This is a genomic window from Streptomyces sp. NPDC102467 (assembly GCF_044765445.1).
Taxonomy (GTDB): domain Bacteria; phylum Actinomycetota; class Actinomycetes; order Streptomycetales; family Streptomycetaceae; genus Streptomyces.
The window spans coordinates 76,256-94,674 of sequence record NZ_JBIWKA010000018.1 but is presented as its reverse complement, the minus strand read 5'-3'; the positions used below and the strand labels follow the sequence as shown (position 1 = coordinate 94,674).

The window sequence follows — 18,419 nt, the reverse complement described above, 5'->3', positions numbered from 1 at the left end:
TTTCCTCACCCTCTGACAGCTCGCCTCTGTTGACCACTTGATCAACATCGGCACCTGAGTGCCCCCGTTCGCGCACATCAACCGCGTGCCGGTTCACTGTTGTGAGTTCCCTGTTGTGCGTTCACTGTTGTGCGTTCACTGTTGTGCGTTTACTACGAAGCGTGCGCCGTCGGGATCGGTCAGTACTGCTTCGGTCGAGTCGCTGACGGTTTCCAGGACCTGGCCGCCGTGGTCCCTGGTGGCCCGGACGCACGCCTCCACGTCGGCGACCATGAAGTGGATCTGCCAGTGCGGCCGGATCGCGGGATCGGGCGCGGATTCCACCGCCCCTGAATGGATACGGGCCACCACGTCGCCGCCGCTGCGCAGCACCACTTCCTCGTCCTCGTACTGGACGTCGCAGGAGCCGGGGGCGGCGGACGCCCAGCCGAGGACCTCCCCGTAGAAGATGGCCGCGTCGAAGGCGTTGCGGGTGTGCAGTTCCACGAAGGTCGGTGCGGCCTGGCGCCACTTCTCCCAGTCGGCCACCAGCTCGCCCTCCCAGATGCCGAAGACCGCGCCGTCGCGGTCGGCCAGCAGGGCGGCCCGCCCGGGCGGGAAGGAGAGCGGGCCCACGGCGGTCGTCCCGCCGCGCTCCTGGCTGCGTGCCACGGTGGCGTCCGCGCTGGACGCGGCGAAGAAGGGCGTCCAGGCGACCGTCGTCGGCAGCGTGCTCTCCACCGCCGACAGGCCCGCCACCGGCACGCCGTCCACGCTCGCGAACCGGTACTGGTCACCCAGCTTCCCGGTGCGCCACTCCCAGCCGAGCACGGCGTGGTAGAAGTTCTCCGCAGTACGCAGATCACGGGTGGACAGGCTGACCCAGCAGGGCGCGCCGAATACCGTGCTGCTGGCCGGGCCCGCGCCGGCAAGTGTGTTGTCGCTGGTCATATCCGTACCGTTTCGTACTGTTCCGAGGCCGAGGTCGAAAATCCAAGCGCCGTCTGGTGGACCTGAGCAATCAGCCCACGTCAGAAGCACGAGTAGCCAGCCACCGCCCGAGTCAAACCAGGTCGACGAGTGGTCGTTACAGGTCTTATGTCCGTAAAGTCGAAGGGCAGACGACACTCGTGTGCTTGAGACCACAGGCGCTCTCTGGAGGGATGAGGAGCGAACCATGCCCGCGCGCCACCCGCACACCGACGCCCCACGCACCGAACAGGCCTTTGTCCGCCTCGCGGCCACCCCTGCGGGACGTGAGCACGATGTACTGGTAGAAGAACTCGTGGAGGCCTGGTTGCCGATGGCGCACCGGCTGGCCACCCGGTTCCGTGGCAAGGGCGAGAACCTCGAGGACCTGAAACAGGTCGCGGCCCTGGGCCTGCTCAAGGCCATCGAACGCTATGCACCCGAGCGCGGCGCCTTCGAGGCGTACGCCGTGCCCACCATCACCGGCGAACTACGGCGTCACTTCCGTGACCACGGCTGGGACGTGCGCGTCCCCCGCCGGGTCCAGGACCTGCGCAACAAGGTGCGTGCCGCCCGCCGCGACCTCCTCGACGCACCAGGCCACTGCCAGGAACCCGACCTCGCCGACATCGCCGCGAAGGCCGGACTCACCCTGGACGAGGCACGCGACGGCATGGAAGCCCTGGAGAGCTACAACAGCCTGTCCCTGGACGCCGAGTACGGCACGCACCACCGCGGGTTCACCCTCGCCGACACGCTGGGCCGGTCCGACGGCGCGTACGAACTGATCAACGACCGGGAAGCCGCCAAACAAGGCATCAAACAGCTGGCCGAGCGCGAGCGCACCATCCTCTACCTGCGCTACTTCGAAGACCTGTCACAACTGCGCATCGCCGAGAAGGTCGGCCTCTCCCAGATGCAGGTCTCCCGCCTCATCGCCCGCAGCTGCGCCCAGGTACGCGAGCACGCCACCCGGGACAGTGTCGAGCGCCGGCTGACCGCCTGACACCGCGCGTCCCTCACGAGGTCAGGCGCAGCGTTTCGGCCTGGTCCCACGCGTGGGCGGCGAGACGCTGCCGCACCTCGAGTTCGGGGCAGGCCAGTATGTGCAGGCGTTGGGGCGGGTGCAGCGTCTGTGCCAGCGCGACGAGGGTCTCCAGGGCGCTGTTGGCGAGATAATGGACGCGGGTGAGGTCGACGGTGATCTCATCCGTTGCCCGGGTCTGTTCCGCCACCGCGCGCGACAAGGGGCCTTTGTGGGCGCCGACGACCTCGCCGAACAGGCGCACACCGACGGGATGGTGGAGGGGAGCGATGAGAAGGAGCTCATCTACGAAGTAGGCGGGCATCATGGTGTCCCGAAGGCAATGCGCCGTCGCACAGAACAGAGGGGCCAGGCTCCACGCAGGATTTGCGACAGTGCTGATGGAAGCGGGCGCAGACTCCCGCGAAAAGTAGCCGCTGGCGTGAGGACCCTGGCAGGGCCCGAGAGATCGCCGGAAGAACATCGCCGCGCTGACGGTGAGGCATATTCCACGGACTAGTGACAAAGCTACTCGCGCGCCGTCGGGGTGTCGAGGATCCGACAGTTGCCGAGCGCCCGCATCTCATGCATCCGGCCGATGCCGCGCTACCTCAACCGCCCTGATTAACAAGGGGAGTTGCGACGTCAACAGGGGGAGCTCCGGTCACGCGGGTGACACCGACGCAGCTGCGTGGACGGCAGCGGACAGCCGCCGTGCTTGGGGTGAAGCGCACCGCGAAGAGCGCGGGGCCGACTGTTCACGCCCCAATACGTGTCGCATCCCCGGGCCAGGGCAGGCACCTTCAAGACGAACCGCCGCCCGCGACCCGGAGGGACGCCATGGCCCCCGCCCCGCAGCACGACGCGGCCGCCGCCGCACAAGGTGCGGGGCACGCGGCCGAGTTGAAGGACGAGATCGCGCGGTTGAAGCAGGTGATGGGTGCCCGCAGCGACGTCGACCAGGCGGTCGGCGTCCTCGCCGCGGTGGGCCGTATCTCACCCGCCGAGGCGTGGGACGCACTGCGCGAAGTGTCCATGCATACGGACATCAGGCTGCGCTCCGTGGCCCGACAGCTCATCGCCTGGGCACGGACCGGCGACCTCATTCCGGAGATCAGCGGCGAACTGCGACGCCAGTTGCCGCTGTATCACTCCGAGCCGATGGGACGGCCGCGGCGGCACGGTGTCGCCGCTCGCTCGCGGCGGTAGAGCCCTCGGTAGAGCCCTCGGTAGAGCCCTTGCTCCCCGGCGCAGGCGCCGGGGAGCGTACGGCGGGCTCACTGCCGAACCCACGTCTTCGCATATACACCGAATGCCTGCTCCAGTACAACGCGCCGCAGGGGTTTTGTCGCACCGATCACCGGATGCCCGGAAAAGCCGGTCGGCATAGCCTGGGAGAGCTCGGGGCCGACAGGAGGTCTCGTATGCCCCGCCCCGTGTGGACCGGCGCGATCAGCTTCGGACTGGTGACCATCCCCATCAAGGTCACGTCCGCGACCGAGAACCACAGCATCCGCTTCCACCAGTACCACCTGGAGGACATGGCACGGGTGCGCACCCGCAAGGTGTGCGAGCTCGAGGACCGTGAGGTCACGCAGGACGAGATCGGCAAGGGTTATGAGGTCTCCAAGGACCAGGTCGTGGCCGTTTCCGACGAGGAGTTGCGCGAGATCCCGCTGCCGACCGCGAAGGCCATCGAGATCGTCGCCTTCGTACCGTACGAGTCGATCGACCCCATCCAGATCGGCGAGGGCTACTACCTCGAGGCCGACGGCCAGGTCGCGAACAAGCCGTACACACTGCTGCGCAAGGCCTTGGAGCGCAACGCCAAAGCCGCCGTGGCGAAGTTCGCGTGGCACGGCCGCGAGCGGCTGGGCCTGCTGCGGGTGAAGGAAGGCGTGATCGCGCTGCACGCCCTGCGGTGGCCGGACGAGGTCCGCTCCCCCGAACAGCTCGCGCCGAAGGCCGTGGACATCACCGACAAGGAAGTCGACGAGGCCCTCCTGCTCATCGACTCGATGACCCGCGAGGAACCCATCGAGGACGCCGAATGGGCCACCGACCGCTACACCGAAGCGCTGCAGGACGTCATCCACGCGAAGGCCGAGGGCAAGCAGCCGCCGGCCGTGGAACCCGAGGAGGCCCCATCCGGCCGGGTCGTCGATCTGATGGCCGCCCTGGAGCAGTCCGTGCAGCAGGCGAAGGAATCCCGCGCCGACGGCGGGCACGCCACCGTGCACGAAATGCCGAAGAAGAAGGCCGCGGCCAAGAAGAGCGCGAAGAAGACACCGGCCAAGAAGACGACGGCGAAAAAGGCGACGGCGCAGAAGACCGCCGCGAAGAAGCCGCGGCGCTCGGCCTGAGTCACGCCTCGGCCCGGGCTCACCACGCGCACGCACCGTCCTTCTGCGCGGAAACGGACGCTCAGGAGCTCAGCGCCTGATCCACACTCGGGTGGCACGCGATGACCGAGTCGACGCCGACCAGTTCGACGACCCGCAGGACCGGGCCGTCCAGGCAGGCGAGACGGATCCAGCCGCCCGCCGCGTCCGTCGCCCGGTGCGCGATGAGCAGAGCGTTGATGCCGGTGGAGTCCATGAACGTCACCGCGCCCAGATCGAGCACCGTACGCGGCGGCTCACCGGTCTCACCGACGTGGCCGGCCAGAGCTTCGGCGAGCTCAGGGGCGGAGGAGGCATCGATCTCCCCCCGCGCGGTGAGAAGGCTGACACCTGAGACAGAACTGCGAGTGATCGACAGCAGGGCAGACGGCTCTGCCGTGTCATGAATGTCCGCCACGCGCTCCTCAACCTTTCCGATGACTCTGGTCTGCGCCCCCCGTATCCCCACGCTCCTGCCCATTCGGCCGAGCGCGCAGGTAACGTACCGGGGGTATCCGGTGGCCCGTACAGGCACCGGTCGGCAAGCAACAAAAATCGGGGACCGTGAATGCCGCAAGAACCTACGTCAGGTGCGCGCGCCACCTTGCCCGGCGCGGGGCCGCTGGAGGTGGCGATCTCACTTGACGGGACCAGAGGCTGCATAGCCCAGGCCCGCCAGGCGGCCGCGCGTTTCCTGGCCCAGGCCCGGGAGCAGCACCAGGTGGAGGTGGGCGCCCGGGCGGTGGAGGACACCCAGCTGATCGTCAGCGAGCTGGTCACCAATGCCGTCAAGTACGCACCCGGGCCCGGCTTGCTGCAGCTGCGGATCAGCGACGGGACGGTGCAGGTGGAGGTGTGGGACAGCGACCCGATGCTGCCGACCGCGCGTACCGCGAATCCGGAGCGGGTCGGGCAGCACGGCCTGGAGATCGTCACGATCCTCGCCCACTCCCTCACCATGCAGCCCACCACCGTCGGCAAACGCATCACCGCCGCCCTCCACCTGAACCCCGCCGTGGGCGAGAGCGCCGCCTGACCTGCCGGCAGCGCCGGGGCTCAGGCCGCCTCGCCGACACCCGACTGCGCGGCGGGCACGGCGCACTGCTCCAGGGCGGCGTCCGCCGCGCGTACCGCCGCCGCCACGTCGGTGGTGGCGGTCATCACGCAGAGCGTGTAGGCACAGTCCTCGCGCAGGCGAGCCGTCTCGTCCGTGGGCCATCGCTCGTCCTCGACGACCGCCTCGTCATACCGAGTCAGCGCGCGACGCAGGTCGCCCACCGCGGGAAGCAGCATCGTCATCTCCTTATCTCCTTGCTCATCCGTCCAACACCCGTGGTTCAGGGCCTCTCCACTGTCCGGTTTGCCCACCTAAGTCGTGCTCATAGCAGGACTTTGGTCCTCTTCCCCGACCACAGGTGTGGCTGCCGTCCGGCGGGGGACTCAGGAGGGACGGCGCGCGCAGCAGTGAAACCCTCCGGGGGTCTGCCGCGTCGAGGCTCTCCTGGTTCAGGCTGTAGCCAGGAGAGCCGCCCCCGCTCTACAGCGTGCCGCCTTCACACAGCTGCCGCGCGACCTCGCGGACCTTGATGTTCTTGTCCTGCGAGTAACGGCGCAGCACGTCAAAGGGTGCCTCTTCGTCCAGGTTGTGGCGTGGCCATCAGCAGGCCCATGGCCTCGCCGATGACGTGCCGGCTCTCGACGGCCTGCTGCATCGAGGCGTGCTCCCGGGCACCCGAGAAGGCCACGGCCGCATGCGAGGCCAACAGCCGACCGGCTGTCTCGCTGTCCTCGGTGAACGCGCCGGGATGCCTGGAATACATGTTGAGGGCGCCCAGGTCGCTCTTGTCATCGGTGTGGAGCAGAAAAACCCATCATGCTGCCGACCCCGAGCGCGGCGGCCCGGGGAGCATAGGACCGCCAGCGCACCGTTTCGGTGCTCACATTCGCGATACGGAAGACGGGATGGCCCGTGCGGGCGGCGTCGAAACAGGGGCCCTCTTCGAGCTCTTCCTGCAGCCGGTCGCTGTCGATGACGAGTTGTTCGGTGGGGGCCAGGGTCTCCGCCTGCCCCTTCCGCAGCAGCAGGATGCCCGCCGCTTCGCATCCCTCGACCCGCCCCACCGCCGCGGAGGTGATCTTGTCCAGAGTCATGGGCACGGAGTCCTCGGCCAGGAAGCCGCGTGCCATCGACGCCATGTGCACAGCAAAATCACGCCAGTTCATCGGCCTCCTCACGTCGGATGTGCGGACGGCATGACGCCGGCGTCGCACGGACGAGCACACCACGGCGGAAGCCCGGGCCCCGATCGTGCGGGTACCGACACGGTCGGCGCCAATCAAGTGATGATCCACACCGGGCTCCACGGAACGGCCGGAATCGCGCACCGCGGACTGCCGGGACGACGGCCGCGCAGTGCCCGTACGACGGAGGGACCGAGACTCTTTTCGGCCGGGCGGACGCGTTACTCTTCGTCAGTGCAGACACACCACCGGGACGATGACCACAACCAGTGGGAGGCAGTGCTGATCGCTTCCTCTGCCGGAGGTGTCGAGGGCCTCACCGTGCTGCTGGGCGGGCTGCCCGCCACTCTGCCCGTACCGGTGCTGGTGGCTCAGCATCTGAACCGCTCCCGCGAGACGAGCATCGTCGACATCCTGTCACGTGCGACCGCGCTCACGGTCACGCTGGCCGAGGACGGGCAGGTCCCCCGGGCCGGGACCGTCTACATCGCCCCACCCGACCGCCACCTCTGCGTGCGGCAGGGCGGCGTCCTGTCGCTCACCCATGAGGGTCGGGTCAACTTCGCCCGGCCGGCGGCCGATCCGCTCTTCGAGTCGGCGGCGAAGGCGTTCGGAGCCGGGGTCATCGGCTGCGTGCTCAGCGGCTCGGACGGTGACGGCGCCCAGGGAGTGGAAGAGGTCAAGGCGCACGGTGGCACGGTCATCGTGCAGGACCCTGAGAGCGCCCCGTTCCGCGGCATGCCCAAGGCCGCGATCAGAACGAGGCGGGTGGACTTCGTGCTCCCCCTCACCGCGATCGGACCAGCCATCACCCGGATCGTCCAGGGAGACCCCCACGGAATCGCTGCCCCCGGGCCCTGCCCTTCTGCCTAGGAAGCCAGGCCCAGGGGCGGCGTCTCGACGCGGTGCGTCTCTCGTTCCGCTCGGACAGCGTTCGCTTTGGTCAAGAGCTGGGCCCGCCAGGCCGACGGCGAGTAGCCTTTTCGGACACGGAACGTGGCTGCCCTCGTGAGCCCGTATGCCCGTCGGTGGGAGGCACAGTGATGGAGCCCGGGGTCTGTATCGGCCTGAAGCGAGATGCCGGGCCGGGCACTTGGCCGCCGACTCGGCGTTCCGGCGGGCGAGGGTCCGCCCCTGCCGCGGGCCCAAGTGGCCTTCTCCAAACGGCTCCTGGCCGGGTCCGCCCGCGCGGCCCCGGCAATGCCGCCCCCATGAACGACTGTTCCGTAGGACGGGCACGCGGTCCGTATCGGCACCTCTAGGAGTAGGGATGAGCAGGGAAGAGAAGATCACCCAGACTTTCGTGGAGCTGGCCGACACTCTGGCGGACGGCTTCGACGTCATTGACTTCCTGCAGCAGCTGACCGTCCGCTGCCGCGACATCCTCGATATCTCCGACGCCGCGGTGCTGCTGGCCTACCCGGGTCCACCCCTGTACAGCCCGGTGCCCAGCGATCCCGGTCCCGCGCTGGCCTCGGTGCTGGAGGTCGCCGTGCACCAGGGCCCTGCCGCCGACGCGTACCGCAGCGGCGCCGCCGTCGCCCCCGGCGACCTCGCCGGTGCGCCCGCCGCCTGGCGCGACTTCACCACCCGGGCCCGCGCCGCCGGCTGTGCCTATGCCTGTGCCGTACCCCTGCGGGCGCGGCAGGAGATTCTCGGCAGCCTGCTGCTCCTGCGCACGGCCGACACCCCGCTGCCCGCCGCCGACCTGGCTCTGGCCCAGGCGTTCGCCGACGCGGCCGCCATCGGGCTGCTCCACGCCCGTACCCTCCAGCTGGCCGACACCGTCAACGAACAGCTCCAGACCGCCCTGCACAGCCGCGTCCTCATCGAACAGGCCAAAGGCTTTCTCGCCGCCCGGCGCGGCATCTCTCCCTCCGACGCCTTCGACGCCCTGCGCCGCCACGCGCGCCACCACCGTCTGCCGCTGAGCACCGTCGCCCAAGAGGTCATCGACCAACAGGGCCTCCCCCGGCCGACGCCTGTCGCGCGTCCGCCGGGCCGCGGCGCGTCGGCCGACTGAGGACGTACCGTGCGCGCGAGGTCCTGTCCCGCGATTCGGATCACCTTCGGCGCACGGCCGCCCCGGACGGTGACGCAGCAGGGACCCGGACCTCGCCGTCCGGTGGCAGCGGCACGGGATGCGAGTGATGTGTCAGGAGGCACGATGCCCAGCCCGACGAACCTGAGGGTTGCCGATACCTTCGAGCGTTGCGAGCAGCTGCGCCGCAAAGCGCGGGACGCGACTGCCAAGGCCCGCCAGGTGCGGTTCGAGGCGGTACAGATCCGGCTGCAGGCCGCGCAGATCCGCGCCGACCTACGGCGCCGCCATCCCCAGCGCCACGGCGAGAACGGTGTGGGCGAACCCGCCCGGCCCAGCGCGTCTCCGCTCGGCAGCACGGCCTCTGCCATGCGGCTCGCCGCCCTGGTCGCTTTCGTGCGCGCCCGCCTGGACGAGGAAGCGACCGCCGCGGACCTCTTCCACGAAGCCGGATGCACGCCGGCCGACGCGCCCGACCATCGCCGCTGCCGCTGCTCCTGCCGCGCGCCGCACCGCACGCTCCAGGACATCGCGGTCCGCAGGACCGTCGCCCGCACCAGCGAGACCACGATCCGCGAAGCCGACCACAGCGCTGCCGCCTGGCCGCACAACGAACTGGCCGCCCTGCTGAACCTGAAGGCCCTCGCCCTGCGCTACGAGCTGCACGGGCTGTGGCAGGAGGAATGGCGGCCGTAATCCTCTACGAACCGTCATCCCCTACGAACCGTCGTCCCTGACGAACCGTCGTCCCTGACGAACCGTCGTCCCTGACGAACCGCTCCGCTACGAAGGCCGCGCACCCGAAAGAGCTGCCGCTCGTCGGGCCCGTCGGCCTGTTCTCCTCTGAAGCCCGCCTGTAGCCCACCCGTAGCCCCGGGGGGGGCCGCACAGTCGCGGTGTTCGAATTACGTTCGATACATTGGTGACAGATCCAGCCATCTGGCTTGAATCGTGACTGATGTGATCGGAGGTGGCCCGGATGTCCGGATCGGTCCACCTCCACACCGCCTCGGGCTACTCCGCCCGCTACGGCGCCGCCCTCCCCCACCACCTGGTCCGACGCGCCGCCGAGCGAGGCGTCACCGCGCTCGCGCTGACCGACCGGGACACCGTGGCCGGAGCGGTCCGATTCGCCAAGGCCGCGGTCGCCGCCGATGTCCGGCCGATCTTCGGGGTGGACATCGGAGTAGCCCCTGCCGCCCCCGCACCGGGACCGGCGAGTCGTGGGCGGACACCGGTGCGCGGCGGCGCGCACGTGGTGGAGGCGCGGTTCCGGGTGACCTTGCTGGCTCAGTCGGCGGCCGGATGGGCGCATCTGTGCCGGATCGTCTCCGCCGCGCACGCCGCGCCCGAGGACGGAGTGCCCGTGGCGGCCTGGCCGGTGCTGCAGGAGCACCTCGGCGACGATCTGCTGGTGCTGCTCGGTCCCGCATCGGAGCCGGTACGGGCACTCATGGCGGGGCGTCCTGATGTGGCGGAGCAGTTGCTCGCGCCCTGGCAGGTGGTGGCCGGTGCGGGCCTGCGCCTGGAGGCCGTCCAGCTGGGGCACACCGGGACCGGTCCCGGCTCCCTGCGGCTGGCCGGGCGGACCGTGCAACTCGGCGACCGGTGCAAAGTGCCCGTCATCGTGTCCAATGCCGTCCGCTACGCCGATCCCGGCCAGCACCGGCTGGCCGACGTACTGGACGCGGCGCGACTCCTGCGCCCCATCGACCGCCGCGCCCTCGACGGCGGCGAGCGGTGGCTGAAAGGTCCGACGGAGATGACCGCGGTCGCCGCGCGCATCGCGGAGGCCGCAGGGCACGGGCCCGAGCGGGCAGCGGCGCTGCTCGCCGAGACGGAGGAGACCGCGGCTTCCTGCGCCGTGGATCCGGTGCGCGATCTCGGCCTGGGCGCGCAGCACTTCCCCGAACCGCACGTGGTCGGCGCGGACCGGGAGCGGGGCGGGGCGATGCGGCTGTTGCGCCTGCGCTGCGAGGCGGGCATGGCCGCTCGCGGCCTGGACCGTGACAGGGGCGCGGCCCAGCAGCTCGACCACGAACTCGATGTCATCGGCCGGCTCGGCTTCGAGGGCTACTTCCTCGCCGTCGCCCAAGTCGTCGCGGACGTACGGGCGATGGGCATCCGGGTCGCCGCCCGCGGGTCAGGGGCCGGGTCGATGGTCAACCACAGCCTGTTCGTAGCGACGGCGAACCCCCTCGAACACCGGCTCCTGTTCGAACGTTTTCTGTCCGAGCGCAGGACGAAACTGCCGGACATCGATGTCGATGTGGAGTCCGCGCGCCGCCTGGAGGTCTACGACCGCGTCTTCGAACGGTTCGGTTCGGAGCGGGTCGCGGTGACCGGCATGCCCGAGACCTACCGGGCCCGGCACGCACTGCGCGACACCGGTCTCGCCCTGGGGATCGCGCCACAGACCGTCGACATGATCGCCAAGAGCTTCCCGCACATCCGGGCCTGTGACATCCGATCCGCACTCGCCGAGCTGCCCGAACTACGCCAACTCGCCGCACGGCAAGCCGAGTTCGGCCCGCTTTTCGAACTCGCGGAAGGCCTGGACGCGCTCGTGCGCGGCTACGCGATGCACCCGTGCGGCGTGATCCTGTCCAACATCACGCTGCTGGACCGACTCCCGGTACAGCCCACTCCCGGTGGCGACTACCCCATGGTGCAGGCCGACAAGGAAGACGTAGAAGACCTCGGCCTGCTCAAACTCGACGTGCTCGGCGTGCGGATGCAGTCCGCGATGGCCCACGCGGTGCACGAGATCCGTCGCGTCACCGGCCGCCAGCTCGACCTCGACAACCCCGACCACGTCCCTCTTGACGACGAGCGGACGTTCGAGATGATCCGGCGTTCGGACACACTCGGCTGCTTCCAGATCGAGTCCCCCGGCCAGATGGACCTCGTGGGGCGGCTCCAGCCGCGGCACATGCAGGACGTCATCGCCGACATCAGCCTCTTCCGCCCCGGACCGGTCCGGGGCGGTATGCCCGCGCGGTTCATCGCGGCCCGGCACGGCGCACCGCCGCACTATCCGCACCCCGACCTGGTGCCGATCCTGGACGACACGAACGGGGTGGTGATCTGGCACGAGCAGATCATCGCGATCCTCGCGAGGATGACCGGCTGCGACCGGGCCGCAGGCGACGTCGCCCGCCGCGCCCTGGCCGACCGCGAACGTCTGCCCCGTGTGGAGGCCTGGTTCAAGGGCGCGGCCGTCGAGCGCGGCTACACCCCTACGGTCGTCGACGAGGTCTGGAACATCGTCAAGGAATTCGGCGCGTACGGGTTCTGCCGTGCGCACGCGGTCGCGTTCGCCGTGCCCGCCGTGCAGTCGGCGTGGCTCAAGGCCCACCATCCCGCCGCCCTGTACGCCGGGCTGCTCGAGCACGATCCGGGGATGTGGCCGATGCGGGTCATCGTCGCCGACGCCCGCCGCCACCACGTGCCCGTCCTGCCGGTCGACATCAGTCGCTCACGGCCAGGGCACCAGGTCGAAGCCACCGACCGCGGCTGGGGCGTGCGCCTCGCCCTGTCCACGGTGAAGGGCATGAGCGAGGCCGAGGCCGCACGCATCGCCTCCCACCAGCCGTACGCCGGCCTGCAGGATCTCTGGCAGCGTGCGAGACCCTCGCTGCCGATCGCCGAACGGCTCATCCGGATCGGCGCGCTGGATACCGTCAAGGGAGACCTGACGCGCCGCGACCTCCTGCTGCAGGCCCGTGAACTGCACCGGCACGCCCGCAACCGCACCACCGCCGACGGGCAACTCGCCCTCGGCGGCGAACTCGTCACCTCCGAGCCCAGCGGACTGCGGGAACTGTCCAGCCGTGAGCGGATGAGCGCCGAACTCGATGTTCTGTCCATCGACGTCTCCCGGCACCTCATGGAGCACCACCACCGGTTGCTGCGCGAACTCGGCGCCACCGACGCCACCCATCTGCGGCGTCTGCGTCCCGGCCAGAAAGTCCTGGTCGCCGGGGTGCGCGCGTCCACGCAGACGCCGCCCATCCCGTCCGGCAAGCGGGTCATCTTCGTGACGCTCGAAGACGGGGCCGGCCTCGTCGACCTCGCTTTCTTCGAGGACTCGCACGACGCCTGTGCCCACACCATCTTCCACTCCGGGCTCCTCCTGGTCCGCGGCACCGTCGAGGCCCGCGGCCCCCGCCGCACCGTCGTCGGCGAGAGGGTCTGGGACCTGGAAACCGTCGCGGCCGCCCGTCGCGACCGCGGTCCGCAAGCCGCCCTCGACCTCCTCGGACGCGACAGCACCGCGCCCACACCCGCCGACGACCGGTCGGCCACCGGCAGCCGGGCAGCGCAGGGGCGTGTCCTGCGGGACGGCACCGCCGGAGCCAAGATCGGCGCGTGGGCCGACCTGCAACCCGCCGGCGGCCGCTCCGCCGACCTGCGCCGCTTGGGCTACCGCTCCCCCGGGAGCGCCGGATGACCACGACGGCCACGACGACCATCAGGTGCGGGCCCGCTGTTCAGGAGAGACGGTCCGCCGCATCCTCCGGCCGGTCCCAGGTGACCACGGTCTTCAGCCAGGCCCGCAAGCGCCACCTCACAGGATCACGCCGCATCGTTGACGCGGTGCGCGGACGCGGGCGTCCGCGTGACCATGGGCGGCACATCCTTCGGCGTGCCGACACGGCCACCGCGCACTGTCTCCAGCGGAAGCACTGTCTCCAGCGGAGGCCCCCCGGGCAACCGCGTCGCACGCCGCACTCGCGCGCCGCGCCGTTCCAAAAGGGCATCCGCCGCGTGCAGCGCCCCGGCAACCTCGGCGGCCCCGGTCATGACGCAGAGCGTGTACGCGCGGTCCTCGCGTTCCCGCGCCGTGGCGGTCGTGGGGAAACGCTCGTCCTCGATGACCGCCTCGGCGTAACGCGTCAACGCCCTACGCAGGTCACGAGCCGTGGGAAGCAACATTTGCGATCTCCTAGCACCGTCCGGCATCCCGGACCCCGAAGCCCTTCCTGAGCTACCGTCTGCTCCGTCGGAGACCCCTCAAAAGCGGGTCTTTCGACCTTTTCTTTTCGGTCGTCTCAAGGGTTCTCTGCGGTCGTCTTACGCGTTCTCTGCGGTCATCGCACGGGTTCTCTGCGGTCATCGCACGGACCCCTCCACCTCCGCGCGCCAGCCTCCCTCGCGGGTGAGGCCGTCCATGAGCAGGTCGAGCAACCGCTCCGCCTGCTCGCGCTGCCGGCCGGTTCCGGCCGAGAGGGTGACGCCCGCCAGGGCCATGAGAAGGTCGGCGGCAGGAACGTCTTCCCGGATCACGCCCTGCGCGATCCCCGCACGGCGGAACTCCTCGAGCGCACCGGTCATGTGCTCGCGCGTCTGCGAACTCAGCCCCGCGTCTCCTTGCAGGAGGCTGTTGAGCGTGTCGGCCATGCCGTGCTTGGTGGCGATGTAGTCCAGCACCAGCGACATCCACTCCCGGAGAGCCCGGTCCGCGGGCAACTCCGCGAGGAGGTCAGGCGCGTGCGCCGCGAGCCGGGCCGTCTCGTAGCGATAGGTGGCATCGACGAGTTGCTCACGGCTCGGGAAGCGTCGGTACAGGGTGCCGATCCCCACCCCCGCGTCCTTCGCGATCTGCTTCAGGGTCGCGGCGGCGCCGTCCCGGGTGAAGGCCTGGGCGGCCGCGGCGAGCAGCTTGTCCTCGTTGGCCCGCGCGTCGGCCCGGATCCGCCGGACGTTCGGATCAGGCATGGGGGTTGCCTCCTCGGCCTTGCCAAGCGGAGCAGGCTCCGCTTACTGTCGGTCAAACGGATTCGGCTCCGCTTATCGGTGACGGTAGCAGCCGGACGCCGAGCCGCTACCTGCGGCGGCGCAACCTCAGGAAGGGCCCCGGATCATGCAATACCGCACGCTGGGCAGTACAGGAGTCCATGTCAGCACGCTCTGTCTGGGCGCGATGATGTTGGGCCCGTGGGGCAATTCCGACCTCGACGAAGGCCTCGGCATCATCCGCACGGCCCTCGACACCGGGGTCAACATCATCGACACGGCCGACGTGTATTCGGGCGGCGAGTCCGAGCGCATCGTCGGGAAGGCGATCGCCGGGCGGCGCGACGACGTCATCCTGGCCACCAAGGTGTCGAGCCCCATGGGCCCCGGCCGCAACGAGCGCGGCGCGTCGCGGCACTGGATCGTCCGGGCCTGCGAGGCGAGCCTGCGCCGTCTGGGCACCGACCACATCGATCTGTACCAGGTACACCGCCCTGATCCCGACACGGACCTCGACGAGACCCTGGGCGCGCTCTCCGACCTCGTCCGTACGGGCAAGATCCGTTACGCGGGGTCCTCGACCTTCGCCCCCTCGACGATCGTGCAGGCGCAGTGGACCGCGGACCGGCGCGGGCGCGAACGCTTCGTCTGCGAACAGCCGCCGTACTCCCTGCTCGCCCGCGGCGTCGAGGCCGACGTCCTGCCCACGTGCGAGACGTACCGCATGGGGGTGCTCGCCTGGAGCCCGCTGGCCGGGGGCTGGCTGTCGGGCCGCTGGCACCGCGACGCCGCCCGCCTGTCCAGTCACCGCACAGGGACCATGCCGTTCCGCACCACGCTCTCCCACTACGACCTGGACATCCCCGGCAACCAGGCGAAACTCGACGCCGCCACCGAGCTCGCCGCCGTCGCCGCCGAAGCGGGCCTGACACTGATCCAACTGGCGCTGGCGTTCGTCACCACACATCCGGCAGTCAGCGCCGCGATCATCGGCCCCCGCACCATGGAGCACCTCCGGAGCCAGCTGAGCGCCGCGGACATCGTCCTGGAACCCGCCGTGCTGGACCGTATCGACCGCGTCGTGGCGCCCGGTACCGACCTCAACCCTGAAGACGCCGGTTACGGCGCGGCCGTCCTCGCCGACCCGGCGCGCCGCCGCCGTCGGCACTCCGAGTCCCTGAGAGCCCTCTGAATCACCCGGCCACACCCCTGTGCGGCCGGGTCGACGACCGCCCGCCCGGTTGCCGACCGCGGAAATCCGGCTTATCCGTGAGCTATGCCGACCGATGAGCGATTGATCGCCACCCCGCAGCGCACTGTCACGGCCATCTGCACCCTGCTCGAATACGGGCTCGCCCGGAACCACGAGGACGCCCGCACCGTCCACGCCCAACTCGAGCGCCTCCGGATGGACTTTCCGCACTCCCCCGCCCTGCCGCTGTCCCTCGCCCTGCTCGGGCAACTGCGCCAGGTCCTGCTGGTGCTGTGCATCCTGGCCGGGGAGGAGAACGGCCAGGGAGAAAGCGTCACCCGCTTCAGCCGCATGGCCGACACCGTCCGCGAACTGGCCACCTGACCCGGTAGTGATCAGCGACACATCTGTACGCCCCTCATCGCAGGAGTAGCCGACACGTTCGGGGACACATAACAACAGGATGTGCTGCGGGGGCGGTCAATAGCACTGGGGAGTGTCAGACCGCCCCCGCGCCGTTCCTGTCGCGCAGGGAGCCGCCGTGGAGCCGCGCGGGGTGAGAGTGGGGGTCGGCACCGGGCGGGCCGTGACGCGCTGGCCTTTCAGGATGTCGTAGAGCGTGCGGGCCACGTCGGCTCCGAAGGCGTGAATGTCATGGCTCATCGCGGAGAGCGCCGGGTGCGTCAGCCGGCACAGCTGGGAGTCGTCCCAGGCCAGCAGGGAGAGATCGGCGGGGACACGCAGGCCCATCTCGGCGGCCACGGACAGCCCGGCGACGGCCATCAGGTCGTTGTCGTAGATGACCGCCGTGGGCCGGCGCACGGTGGTCAGCAGCGAGCGCGTGGCCCTGGCCCCCGATTCGCCGGAGAAGTCCGTGTCCCTCTGCTGCCCCGCGCCGAGCCCCAGTTCGCCCATGGCCGCGGTGAACGCGGCGCGGCGGATCGCCGTGTGCCCCAGCTCCGGGGCGCCGCCCACGCGGGCGATGGCGGTGTGCCCCAACGCCGCCAGATAGCGCACCGCTTCCCCGACGGCCGTGGCGTCGTCGGTCCACAACGAAGGGAACGGTCGTGTCAGCGAGGGGTGGCCGACCGCGACGGCGGGCAGCCCGAGCCGGGCGAGGACAGGCCCGCGCGGGTCGTGTTCGCGGAAGTCGACCAGGACCGAGCCGACGATCTGCCCGGTACGCCACCAGCGGCTCTGTAGCCCGATCTCCTCGTCCACGCTCTTCACCAGGCGCAAGAGCAGTGCGCCGGAGTGGTCCGAGACGACGCTCTCCAGGCCGGAGATGAACTCCATGTAGAAGGGTTCCAGGCCGAGTTGACGCGCGGGCCGACGGATGGCGAGCCCGATCGCGCCCACCCCTTGCCGGGCGAGGGCGCGCGCCGAACGGTTCGGCTGCCACCCCAGGGACCGGGCGGCCCGCAGGATCCGGGCGCGCGTCGCGTCGGACACGCCCGGCTTCTCGTTGAACGCCAGGGACACGGCGGCCCGCGAGACCCCGGCGCGGGCCGCGACGTCTTTGATGGTCACCCGTGGCTCGCTCATAGGGGCATCACCATAGACCGGTCGAGTTCGCTATTTCCCTGCCTCTCCAGGCCCAACTTCCTTTATTACTGGCCCTTTACTTAACTTGCTCAACGTCTAGACAACGATGTCCAGCGTGTGCAAAGTGTCCCGCCGGCACGGTCCTCGGTGCCCCACCCTTCAGGGAAAGGACTGCCCCATGCACGGAGCACCACTGCACGGAACACCACTGCACGGAACACCACTGCACGGAACACCACTGCATAGAACATCGCTGCATAGAACATCGCTGCACAGAACACCTCGGCCCAAGACACCAGCGCGTGGCACCGCGCTGCTCATCGCCCTGCTCGCCTGCGCACTCGTGGCGCTGGCTCCGGCCCCCGACGCGCAGGCGTTTCCCGCCCGTTCGAAACAGCAGGTGCTCGACTACCTGCGCTCCATCACCGGCTCGAACATCGTCTCCGGTCAGCACAACAAGGAGCCCGCGAGCAATCCGGGCCAGTACACCCAGCAGGTCAAGGACGTCACCGGGCAGTACCCGGGCCTGTGGGGCGGCGACCTGATGTTCCGCGCCGAGGACGTGGCCGATCGGCAGCGCGTCATCGACCAGGCGAAGACCGAGTGGGCCAACGGCTCGCTGGTGGCGCTGACTTGGCACGTCTGCCCGCCGACCATGGGCAGCTCGTGCGAGTTCGAAGGCGGCGTCAAGTCCGCCATCACGGACGCGCAGTTCACTCAGGTCGTCACCGATGGCACGGCGTTGAACACCGCCTGGAAGCGCCGGCTCGACGAAGTGGTCCCGTACATGCAGCAGTTGAAGGCAGCGGGCGTGCCCGTCCTGTTCCGGCCGCTGCACGAGATGAACGAGTCGTGGAACTGGTGGGGTCACCGCCCGGGGACGAACGGCAGTGCGCGGCTCTACCGGATCACCCACGACTATCTCGCCGCCAAGGGCCTGGACAACCTGATCTGGGTGTGGAACGTCCAGGACAACCCGGCGGGCGGCTGGTCCACCTACTACCCCGGCGCCGGCTACGTCGACGTCGCTTCGCTCGACGTCTGGTACAAGAACTATCCGAGCTCGTCCGACTACCAGCAGCTGCAGACCATCGCGGCCGGCAAGCCGATCGCGCTGGCCGAGATGGGCAAGATCCCCAATGCCTCCCTGCTCGACAGCCAGACCCGCTGGGCCTACTTCATGATGTGGTCGGAGCAGCTACGGGGGAACAACACCAATGCCGAGCTCCAGGCCGGCTACTTCCACCCGCGCGTCCTCAATCAGGGTGAGGTGAAGCTGACGTAGCGCCCGCCGAGCGGTGGTGGTGT

General features: G+C 69.8%; 18 protein-coding genes and 1 pseudogene. 11 read left to right on the top strand and 8 right to left on the bottom strand.

The window, feature by feature from the left end; all coding sequences use genetic code 11:
• Window positions 1-135 precede the first annotated feature (135 nt).
• Window positions 136-930 carry a VOC family protein gene (locus tag ACIREE_RS33170; protein WP_404160573.1) on the bottom strand — a complete coding sequence of 265 codons (795 nt, stop codon included), beginning with the start codon at window positions 928-930 and terminating at the stop codon, window positions 136-138.
• A gap of 226 nt (window positions 931-1,156) precedes the next feature.
• On the opposite strand from ACIREE_RS33170, the gene ACIREE_RS33165 reads away from it, so the two are divergent.
• Window positions 1,157-1,954: a SigB/SigF/SigG family RNA polymerase sigma factor gene (locus tag ACIREE_RS33165; protein WP_404160570.1), complete on the top strand. Its 798-nt coding sequence runs from the start codon at window positions 1,157-1,159 to the stop codon at window positions 1,952-1,954.
• 13 nt (window positions 1,955-1,967) lie between these two features.
• Here ACIREE_RS33165 and ACIREE_RS33160 read toward each other — a convergent pair whose 3' ends face one another.
• Complete coding sequence (locus ACIREE_RS33160; RefSeq protein ID WP_404160567.1) at window positions 1,968-2,297, bottom strand: STAS domain-containing protein; 330 nt, start codon at window positions 2,295-2,297, stop codon at window positions 1,968-1,970.
• Window positions 2,298-2,812: 515 nt separating this feature from the next.
• On the opposite strand from ACIREE_RS33160, the gene ACIREE_RS33155 reads away from it, so the two are divergent.
• Window positions 2,813-3,181, top strand: a complete 369-nt coding sequence (locus tag ACIREE_RS33155; RefSeq protein WP_404160564.1) for an ANTAR domain-containing protein — start codon at window positions 2,813-2,815, stop codon at window positions 3,179-3,181.
• Between the two features lie 215 nt (window positions 3,182-3,396).
• Window positions 3,397-4,335 carry a Ku protein gene (locus tag ACIREE_RS33150; RefSeq protein ID WP_404160561.1) on the top strand — a complete coding sequence of 313 codons (939 nt, stop codon included), beginning with the start codon at window positions 3,397-3,399 and terminating at the stop codon, window positions 4,333-4,335.
• 61 nt (window positions 4,336-4,396) lie between these two features.
• Here ACIREE_RS33150 and ACIREE_RS33145 read toward each other — a convergent pair whose 3' ends face one another.
• Entirely contained in the window at window positions 4,397-4,771 is a 375-nt protein-coding gene (locus ACIREE_RS33145; RefSeq protein WP_404160558.1) for an STAS domain-containing protein, read from the bottom strand.
• A 150-nt stretch (window positions 4,772-4,921) separates the two neighbouring features.
• On the opposite strand from ACIREE_RS33145, the gene ACIREE_RS33140 reads away from it, so the two are divergent.
• Window positions 4,922-5,389, top strand: coding sequence for an ATP-binding protein (locus ACIREE_RS33140; RefSeq protein WP_404160555.1), 468 nt, complete (start codon window positions 4,922-4,924; stop codon window positions 5,387-5,389).
• A 20-nt stretch (window positions 5,390-5,409) separates the two neighbouring features.
• Here the strand turns inward: ACIREE_RS33140 and ACIREE_RS33135 are convergent, their stop codons facing one another.
• Both ACIREE_RS33135 and ACIREE_RS33130 read right to left on the bottom strand, forming a co-directional pair.
• A complete protein-coding gene (locus ACIREE_RS33135; RefSeq protein WP_404160552.1) occupies window positions 5,410-5,652 on the bottom strand; it encodes a DUF5133 domain-containing protein in 243 nt (80 codons plus the stop codon).
• A gap of 238 nt (window positions 5,653-5,890) precedes the next feature.
• A pseudogene (locus ACIREE_RS33130) lies at window positions 5,891-6,576 on the bottom strand (GAF and ANTAR domain-containing protein).
• A 252-nt stretch (window positions 6,577-6,828) separates the two neighbouring features.
• Between ACIREE_RS33130 and ACIREE_RS33125 the strand changes: the two are divergent.
• The 4 genes from ACIREE_RS33125 (at window position 6,829) to ACIREE_RS33110 (ending at window position 13,088) form a co-directional block, all read left to right on the top strand.
• On the top strand, window positions 6,829-7,467 hold the full coding sequence (locus ACIREE_RS33125; protein ID WP_404160550.1) for a chemotaxis protein CheB: 639 nt from the start codon (window positions 6,829-6,831) through the stop codon (window positions 7,465-7,467).
• A gap of 397 nt (window positions 7,468-7,864) precedes the next feature.
• Window positions 7,865-8,617: a GAF and ANTAR domain-containing protein gene (locus tag ACIREE_RS33120; protein WP_404160547.1), complete on the top strand. Its 753-nt coding sequence runs from the start codon at window positions 7,865-7,867 to the stop codon at window positions 8,615-8,617.
• Between the two features lie 144 nt (window positions 8,618-8,761).
• Window positions 8,762-9,331, top strand: a complete 570-nt coding sequence (locus ACIREE_RS33115; RefSeq protein ID WP_404160544.1) for a DUF6221 family protein — start codon at window positions 8,762-8,764, stop codon at window positions 9,329-9,331.
• Between the two features lie 283 nt (window positions 9,332-9,614).
• Complete coding sequence (locus ACIREE_RS33110) at window positions 9,615-13,088, top strand: DNA polymerase III subunit alpha (protein ID WP_404160541.1); 3,474 nt, start codon at window positions 9,615-9,617, stop codon at window positions 13,086-13,088.
• Window positions 13,089-13,213: 125 nt separating this feature from the next.
• Here the strand turns inward: ACIREE_RS33110 and ACIREE_RS33105 are convergent, their stop codons facing one another.
• Window positions 13,214-13,573, bottom strand: coding sequence for a DUF5133 domain-containing protein (locus ACIREE_RS33105; protein ID WP_404160539.1), 360 nt, complete (start codon window positions 13,571-13,573; stop codon window positions 13,214-13,216).
• Between the two features lie 177 nt (window positions 13,574-13,750).
• Window positions 13,751-14,356, bottom strand: a complete 606-nt coding sequence (locus ACIREE_RS33100) for a TetR/AcrR family transcriptional regulator (RefSeq protein ID WP_404160536.1) — start codon at window positions 14,354-14,356, stop codon at window positions 13,751-13,753.
• Between the two features lie 145 nt (window positions 14,357-14,501).
• Here ACIREE_RS33100 and ACIREE_RS33095 point away from each other — a divergent pair, with 145 nt between their 5' ends.
• Complete coding sequence (locus ACIREE_RS33095) at window positions 14,502-15,566, top strand: aldo/keto reductase (protein WP_404160534.1); 1,065 nt, start codon at window positions 14,502-14,504, stop codon at window positions 15,564-15,566.
• Window positions 15,567-15,650: 84 nt separating this feature from the next.
• On the top strand, window positions 15,651-15,950 hold the full coding sequence (locus tag ACIREE_RS33090) for a hypothetical protein (protein WP_404160531.1): 300 nt from the start codon (window positions 15,651-15,653) through the stop codon (window positions 15,948-15,950).
• 96 nt (window positions 15,951-16,046) lie between these two features.
• Here ACIREE_RS33090 and ACIREE_RS33085 read toward each other — a convergent pair whose 3' ends face one another.
• Window positions 16,047-17,111, bottom strand: a complete 1,065-nt coding sequence (locus tag ACIREE_RS33085; protein ID WP_404160528.1) for a LacI family DNA-binding transcriptional regulator — start codon at window positions 17,109-17,111, stop codon at window positions 16,047-16,049.
• 178 nt (window positions 17,112-17,289) lie between these two features.
• Between ACIREE_RS33085 and ACIREE_RS33080 the strand changes: the two genes are divergently transcribed.
• Window positions 17,290-18,396 carry a glycosyl hydrolase gene (locus tag ACIREE_RS33080; RefSeq protein ID WP_404160525.1) on the top strand — a complete coding sequence of 369 codons (1,107 nt, stop codon included), beginning with the start codon at window positions 17,290-17,292 and terminating at the stop codon, window positions 18,394-18,396.
• The last annotated feature ends 23 nt before the right edge of the window (window positions 18,397-18,419 follow it).